The organism is Bradyrhizobium sp. 147 (assembly GCF_023073935.1).
Lineage (GTDB): Bacteria > Pseudomonadota > Alphaproteobacteria > Rhizobiales > Xanthobacteraceae > Bradyrhizobium.
The window spans coordinates 38,089-45,986 of the sequence record NZ_JADPKL010000102.1 but is presented as its reverse complement, the minus strand read 5'-3'; the positions used below and the strand labels follow the sequence as shown (position 1 = coordinate 45,986).

Annotated in this window: 4 protein-coding genes; 3 read left to right on the top strand and 1 reads right to left on the bottom strand. The window is 60.6% G+C overall.

Translation table 11 applies throughout. The features are described from left to right. Nucleotides 1-538 precede the first annotated feature (538 nt). Nucleotides 539-1,468: an efflux RND transporter periplasmic adaptor subunit gene (locus IVA87_RS26620; RefSeq protein WP_247335792.1), complete on the bottom strand. Its 930-nt coding sequence runs from the start codon at nt 1,466-1,468 to the stop codon at nt 539-541. Between the two features lie 173 nt (nt 1,469-1,641). On the opposite strand from IVA87_RS26620, the gene IVA87_RS26615 reads away from it, so the two are divergent. The 3 genes from IVA87_RS26615 to IVA87_RS26605 are packed head-to-tail and all read left to right on the top strand — an operon-like array spanning nt 1,642 to nt 7,751. Continuing rightward, entirely contained in the window at nt 1,642-3,558 is a 1,917-nt protein-coding gene (locus IVA87_RS26615) for an HlyD family efflux transporter periplasmic adaptor subunit (protein WP_247335790.1), read from the top strand. Nucleotides 3,559-3,568: 10 nt separating this feature from the next. After that, a complete protein-coding gene (locus tag IVA87_RS26610) occupies nt 3,569-5,722 on the top strand; it encodes a peptidase M50 (protein WP_247335789.1) in 2,154 nt (717 codons plus the stop codon). Nucleotides 5,723-5,732: 10 nt separating this feature from the next. Continuing rightward, nucleotides 5,733-7,751, top strand: a complete 2,019-nt coding sequence (locus tag IVA87_RS26605) for a preprotein translocase subunit SecA (RefSeq protein WP_247335787.1) — start codon at nt 5,733-5,735, stop codon at nt 7,749-7,751. Nucleotides 7,752-7,898: the final 147 nt, after the last annotated feature.

Here is a 7,898-nt window from a genome sequence, read left to right as displayed (position 1 = left end):
CCTGAACTGAGTCGCTGCATAAAACCCCCGTTCTGACCGTGTCGCGAGGGGGTCAATTCCTCGTGTCGTCAGGGGGTCAATTTTCCACGTCGCCCGACACCGATCATGACGGCTGCGCCTTTTCGATCGCCTCCGGCAATCTACCGGCGGTCCCTTGATCAGTGGGTAATGCGCTCGCAGCGGGAAATCTGTGCGCGGAGGGCGGGGCAAGCCGTTCCAGAATCAAGTGCCGCTCCAATCGGATCTCGCGTTCGAGGGCGTCCGAGTAGATCGGGAGCGCGTGGATTGTCTCAAGAGGGATTCTACAGGACGCGTGCCCAAATGGGCCCTGCCCCGACCACGATGGGCTTGCCATCGCATTCGATCTCGCCGACGAACTCGATGTCTCCGACAGAACTCAGCGTCATATTAAATATCAAATTCAATAAATGGCGCGATTAAATTAATACAAGTGAACCTTTTCTTGCAGAGACTTAGTAAACCGCACTTCGGCCTCACCAGAATCAACCGCTCAGGCTCTGGCGATGATCGACGCACTCTATTTTTGAAAGGATGATGGCGCGTCACCAGCTATCAGAGCCGGATTGCCGCCCTCCAACACGAATCCGACTTTGCAGCGAATTCCCCCAGGCAGCGCCAAACGCGGGTTTGGCAAGGCCAGACGCACCCCGAACGTTCCGCTGGCGGCGTCGAGGACGCGGTCGACAACGGTGACAGAGGCAATATGGACGCCCCCGATGGGCAGCTCCGGTCGCACCTTGGCTCTGCTGCCGGCACGGATCTGACCAAAATATGCGGTGGGCACGAACACTTCGACCCTCAGCGGATCAATCTGTGCGAGGGTGAGGACTGGGCTCTGGTCATTTCGATATTCACCCGGAACGAGAAGCCGCTCGACCACCACGCCGTCGATCGGACTGCGCAGCGCGCGTTGATTCACAACCTCTTCGGCGTGCGCGACTTCCAAGCGAGCAAGCTCCCTGTTGAGTTGCGCCTCCTTGAGTTGCTGCTCGGCAACCTGCACCTCCGCTTCGGCTTCCTGGAGTGAAGCGAGTGGACTGACGGACCTTGTATGAAGCTCCTTTAAACGCTCATGTTTTTGACGCAGGAACTGCGCGCGGGCTTCGGCCGACTTCACGGGAGCATCATTGGTTGCGCGGGCCCGCGCGAGCGCCAGCGTTGCGGCCTCGACTCCATCTTCGATCTTGCCAATGATCTGGCCCTCCCGAACGATATCGCCGCGATCAACATCGAGGCGCGCGATCATGCCGACTGTGGGGCTCGCCAGCTTGACGGTTTGTTGCGGCTCGATCACGCAATTGAATTCTCGCTCCCCCGTCGAGATTTCTGGGGTCTCTGCCTTTGCACCGGAACCGGCAAGCAAGATCCCCACCGGTAGGTACAAGCACAAAACGACGTAATTCATCCGCTGAGCTCTGCGGGCAATTCCCTCAATCAGACGCATCATGCGAGTTCCCATCTAATTCCGCTTCTGCCCTATTTGTACATAATATTAATTGGATTTAATTAACTTAAAATGGCATATTCAAAAAATAATATAGCCGATGGATTGGCACAAGATGACTGCCACCCTCCGACAACACCACCAAAGTCATTGGTCGGCGCTCTTGTGGACAACACATGTCTGAACCCGACTTGAGCGCAAGCGGCGGCCCCGCCCCGCAATTGCGGCAGGTGCCCGCAGATGCGACGACATCGCCGCACTGGCAAGGATTGCTGAACGCGGGAAACGAAGCGACATTTGTTTCGGCCTGGTTGGCGCTGCAATGCAGCCGTATTGCCGGCGTGTCAGCGGGTCTGTTGCTGCTGCGGCGGGTGGATTCAACTGCTCCGTTACTATCGGTAACGTGGCCGCCTCGGGATGTGGATGCCAGCGATCTCATGCGCCTGGCCGAAACCGCCTACGCGGAACGCCGCTTGGTCATTGCTCCGGGTCGCGTCGGTCCTGATTCCAGGCCCGCGCAACCTGTGGCCCTGATAGTCGCCCTGCCGCTCGGCACTACGAACGAGCCGATTGCGGCTGTAGCCATCGCATTGACGACGACGGCCGCCAAGCCCCTGGTCACCCCGGCGATCGTCGCGGAGCAATTGCGCTGGGGTGCGGGCTGGCTCGAGGCATTGCCTTGGGCCAGGCACACTAAGGATCTCTCGTCTGACGTAACGCGAGCGGTATCGTGCCTCGACCTCCTGGTCACAGTGAACGCGCAGCCGCGGCTGAGCGGTATGGCAATCGCGGTGGTCAATGAGCTGACAACCCGCCTGCGGTGCGAGCGCGTATCGCTAGGTATTGTCGGTCGGAATGGCACAATCTGCCTGCGCGCGATTTCGTTCTCGGCTAGCTTCAAACGCGAGAGCCGCCTCGTCAATGCGATCGAGAGCGCAATGGAAGAGGCGATCGAGCAGCGTGGATGCGTCGTTTATCCGCCATTACCGACGATGGGACGCGTCGTGGCCATCGCCCATCGGGCACTGGCGGAGGAAGCAAAGGCGTCCGGCTCGTCGACGATGTCAGCTATACTGGCCGGCCCCCATGGAGAACCGGCCGGCGCTCTCACTTTCGAACGTCACCGCGCCGACCCCTTTACGGACGACACGCTGAAGTTGGTAGAGGGGATCGCGACGCTGTTGGGACCTCAGATCGCTTTGCAACTGCGGGCGAACCGGCTCTTGGGCGGACGTGTGGTTGACGGTATCGGCGACGGATGCGCGGCACTGTTCGGCCCACGGCGGCCGACCCTCAAGCTCTGCGTCGGCAGCGTCATAGTGCTTGCGCTAACCTTGGTCTTTGCGAAAGGCGAGCACCGCGTCACCGCGAAATCGGTGCTTGAGGCCGAAGTGCAGCGCGCAGCTGTGGCTCCGTTCGACGGATTTGTTCGAGCGGCCCCGGCACGAGCTGGCGACACGGTGCGGCAGGGCGACCTTCTCGCCCAGCTTGACGACCGGGATCTCGTTCTCGATCGGTTGAAGTGGCGCGCCGAACTCGACAAGCTGCTTCAACGCGATCGCGAGGCGCTCGCCAAGCACAATCGCAACGGCCTCGTGGTACTGGAACCGCAGATCCGGCAGGCGGAGGCGCAGTTGGCACTCGCGGAAGAGAAGCTCGCGCGCACCCGGATCCTCGCTCCATTCGACGGTGTCGTCGTCTCGGGCGACCTCAGCCAGATGCTCGGTTCTCCAGTCGAGAAGGGAAAAACGCTGTTCGAGGTGGCGCCGCTCAATTCCTATCGTTTGATCGTTCAGGTCGACGAACGTGACGTTCGCTTCGTGGCGGTCGGGCAGAGCGGCACCGTTGCACTCGCAGGCAGGCCCGGCGAACCGGTGCCGATGACCCTGAACAAGATCACGCCGGTTACGCTCGCCGAGGAAGGGCGTAACGCTTTTCGGATTGAGGCTCGCCTCTCGGAAGCGGGCCTTGCATTGCGCCCCGGGATGGAAGGCGTTGCAAAGATCAATTCCGGACGACGCCCGATTGCGTGGATCTGGCTGCATCCTATCATCGATTGGCTGCGACTTGCCGCGTGGAAGTACCTGCCGTGAGAGGGGCAATATGACCGCAGCCCCGTTTCTAAGCTCGTCCTGGTATCGCGTCGCGCAACGCAGGCCGAAGCTTCGCGACCACACCTCGGTGCACCGACATCGGTATCGGGGCTGCATTTGGTACGTCGTGCAGGATCACGCGACCGGCCGCATGCACCGCTTGTCGCCCGCCGGCTACATGATCGTGGCTGCGATGGACGGCGTGCGAACGGTTGACCAAATCTGGCACGAGGTCGGATCCGCTCTTGCGGAGGAGGCGCCGAGCCAGAGCGACGCCACCCAATTGTTGGCCGAACTCAGCGCTTTTGACCTGTTACAAACCGAAGTGACTCCGGATGCAAGTGCGCTGGTCGCACGTGCCGCGAAAGCTAAACGCTCCAGGTGGCTCGGCAACGTGATCTACCCGCTGGCCCTGCGGATTCCGCTCTGGCATCCGGTCAGGTTTTTCGAGCATACCCGGCCGCTTGCAGAATGGTTATTCGGGTTGCCGGGTGCCTTGCTGTGGCTACTGGTGGTGTTGCCGGCGCCTCTGTTCGCGGCACAACACTGGCAGGAATTAACAGCCGACGCCTCCGACCGAATCCTAGCCACCGACAACCTTCTGTCGCTCGCGCTGGTGTATCTCCTGCTCAAGACCTTGCATGAATTTGGGCACGGATTTGCGGTCACGGCGTTCGGGGGAACAGTACCCGAATTCGGAGTCATGATCCTGGTGTTCGCCCCGTTGCCCTATGTCGACGCCTCTGCCGCATCGGCATTCCGCAGCAAGTGGAGGCGCGCTCTTGTCGGCGCGGCCGGAATGATTGTCGAAGTGTTCTTCGCTGCGCTCGCGCTTTACGTATGGCTTACCGTTGAGGCTGGACTTGTCCGCGCGCTCGCATTCGACGCACTGGCCGTGGCTGGTGTCTCGACCGTGGTATACAACGGCAATCCACTCCTGCGATATGACGGCTACTACATTCTCGCGGATCTGCTGGAAATCCCGAACCTGGCGCAGCGTGCTACCCGGTACTGGAGCTACATTGTCAATCGCTACGCGTTTCGAGCGGATGGATCTAAGGATTTCGTAGCCACGGCTGGCGAGCGAGTCTGGCTCCTTTTATACGCACCGACTGCTTTCCTTTACCGGCAGGTCGTGATGCTCGCGATCGCTATGTTCCTCGCCTCGCAGTATCTCGCCCTCGGCGTCTCGATCGCGGTCTGGAGCCTGCTAACAGGTGTTGCGCTGCCGATCGGCAAGGCCCTGTGGTTCGTGCTAGCGAGCCCGAGCCTTCATCGCAATCGCGGCCGCGTCGTGGCGGCGACCTTCGGCATGATTCTGGCCACCGGGTTGATGCTTTTCCTAGTTCCGGTCCCTTCTTACACCACGACAGAAGGCGTCGTCTGGTTGCCGGAGAATGCAATCGTGCGCGCGAGAACCGACGGCTTCGCGCGCGCGCTTCTGGTCCATCCGGGCATGAGCGTCACAGCCGGAGAAGCGCTGGTCGAAAGCGAAGACTCAACACTCAAGAGCGAACTCGCAATTCTCCGCGCACGCGTCGCCGAACTCGAGGCGAGGCTTGCGATCGAGCGCTTTACTGACCGCGCGAGCGCGGAGATCACTACGACGGAACTGGGGCAGGTACGCGCCGAGCTCGCGAGCGTGACCGATCGCGCCGCGCGCCTCATCGTGCGCAGCCGCAGCGAGGGCACCTTTGCCGTTATGAAACCAGAGGATCTGCCGGGACGCTTCCTGCGCGAGGGGCAACAGATCGGCTACGTACTTGCTCCCGGTTCACGCATCGTGCGTGCAACAATCCGTCAGGACGACATCGACCTCGTTCGCCATCGGCTGCAGAGCGCCGAAGTTAAACTCGCAGAGCGCGCTGATGAGACGGTGACCGTTGAGTCCATTCGCGAAATACCGGCAGGCCGTGACGTCCTTCCCAGCAGGGCTTTGGGGGGCGCCGGCGGCGGCGCTTTCGCCGTCGATCCAGGCGATCCCGAAGGCGTAAAGACGCTGCAACGCGTCTTCCAAATTGATCTTGTACTGCCCGAAAATGCACGGGCGGCCACCGCATTCGGCGGTCGCGCCTACGTCCGCTTCAACTTCAACTGGGAGCCGCCGGGCCAGCAGATCTGGCGCCGTCTACGACAATTACTGCTGTCCCAGCTGCAGGTCTAAGGGCATCCGTATGCTCAAGCGCAACCGAAACTTCGTCGGCCTGGCCTCGGTGGCGGTGGACGCACCCTATGCAGAGAAAGCCGCTCGCCGAGAGATTGGACTCGATGCTGCCCTGCTCGACGCTTGGGGCCGGCTCTTGCCCCTCCTGCAGCCGGCCATCGCGCGTGACCGCCTCGTCCGTTTTGCCCGGTTGGTCGGCGATCTGGAACCGCAGTTCGCTGTTCTGACGAACCAGCGTTTGCGCGAAACTGCGGAGGAGCTGCGCGCATCATTGCTGTCAACTCCCCTCTACTCGCATCAAATGGCGCGTTCGTTTGCGCTTGCGCGCGAGGCGGCGCGTCGTCACGTCGGGATGCGTCTCTTTCCGGTACAATTGCTCGGCGGCGCTGCCATGATGGGAGGCGCGGTCGCCGAAATGGAAACCGGTGAAGGCAAGACCTTGACGGCGCTGCTGCCGGCGATCACCGCCGCACTCATGGGCCGTCCGGTTCATATCATCACGGTCAACGACTATCTCGCGCGCCGCGACGCCGAACAGCTCGCACCCATCTACAATGCGCTCGATCTCACGGTCGGGCTCGTCGAGCACGGGCAGTCGCAGCAGGAGCGGCAAAGAGCCTACGCAAGTGACGTCACCTATTGTACCAACAAGGAGCTTGTGTTCGACTATCTCCGCGATCGGCTCGCGCTCGGCCCCCGCCGTGCCCGTTCTCGGCTTTCTCTCGACACAATATTCAACAGCAGACTTGCTAGCCACCATCAATCACCACTTTTGCGTGGTCTGCATTTCGCGATCGTAGACGAGGCTGACAGCGTCCTGATCGATGAGGCCCGTGTGCCATTGATCCTCTCCGGAACGCAAGAAGGGCCCGAGAACGCCGGGGGCCTGCACGAGACCGCACTAGATTTCGCTCGATGCCTGGTGTCCGGGGACGACTTTCATGTGCGCGCAAACGAGAAGTCGGTGCGGCTTACCACCCGCGGCGAGAGCCGGGTCGCGCAGCTCGCTGCAGGACTACCAGGACTATGGGCAATCCGGCGCGCGCGCGAAGAACTCGCGCAGCATGCGCTTGCCGCACTTCATCTCTACCGACGCGACGTCCAGTATATCGTCGCGGATGGCAAGGTGCAGATCGTCGACGAGTATACCGGGCGCATCATGCCGGACCGGTCGTGGGAAGGCGGCATTCACCAGCTCATCGAAGCCAAGGAACATTGCACCATCACGGAGCGACGCACCACCCTTGCGCAAATAACCTATCAACGCTTCTTTCGGCGCTACATGCATCTTTGCGGCATGTCCGGGACGGCGACCGAGCCGGCAGGGGAACTATACGGCGTCTATGGCCTCCGCGTTGTAAGGATTCCAACAAACCGGCCATTGCGACGAGCGAACGCCGGCACACGCTTGTTTCCGACGGCCAACCTCAAATGGGACGCCGTGGTCGATTCAGTTCACGATATCGTTCGCAAAGGTCGCGCCGTGCTCGTCGGGACCCGCTCGGTTGACGCCTCTGAGCAAATTTCGCTGTTGCTTAGCAGATCGGGACTCGAATCCGTGGTTCTTAACGCGCGACAGGACCACGCCGAGGCCGAGATCATTGCGGGCGCGGGTCAACCGGGCCGCATTACCGTCGCTACCAACATGGCGGGCCGGGGCACCGACATACAACTACATCCTGCGGTCCGGACCCGAGGCGGCTTGCATGTCATCCTAACCGAATATCACGAGTCCCGCCGCATCGACCGCCAACTCTTTGGGCGCGCTGGCCGCCAGGGTGACCCCGGTAGCTACGAAACGATTGTCGCGCTCGATGATGAGCTTTTCAGACGCTTTATGAATCCGAAGCTTCTTCGGTTATTAGGCAAACGATCGAAACGAACGCAGCCAATTCAAGGAGCATTAGGACGCGTATTACGCAGCTATGGCCAACACGCGGCCGAGCGTCTTCACGGGCGAGCCAGACGGACCGCCCTCGCCGAAGATCTTCGTTTCAACAGAATTCTCAGCTTCGCCGGGACTGAATGATGGTCCCCGCATCCACCCGAAGCACACGTAAATATTATTTTATTTATGTAAAAAGTTTATAAATCTCTAGCGAAGGCGGTGCATTATGGTACTATTTAAATGGACATTAAATAGACATTAAATGATCTAGCACGATTTCGGGTTGTG

Excerpts from the sequence above, each read along its gene's own strand:
- IVA87_RS26620 (WP_247335792.1), bottom strand. The coding sequence starts at position 1,468 with ATGATGCGTCTGATTGAGGGAATTGCCCGCAGAGCTCAGCGGATGAAT.
- IVA87_RS26615 (WP_247335790.1), top strand. The coding sequence starts at position 1,642 with ATGTCTGAACCCGACTTGAGCGCAAGCGGCGGCCCCGCCCCGCAATTG.
- IVA87_RS26610 (WP_247335789.1), top strand. The coding sequence starts at position 3,569 with ATGACCGCAGCCCCGTTTCTAAGCTCGTCCTGGTATCGCGTCGCGCAA.
- IVA87_RS26605 (WP_247335787.1), top strand. The coding sequence starts at position 5,733 with ATGCTCAAGCGCAACCGAAACTTCGTCGGCCTGGCCTCGGTGGCGGTG.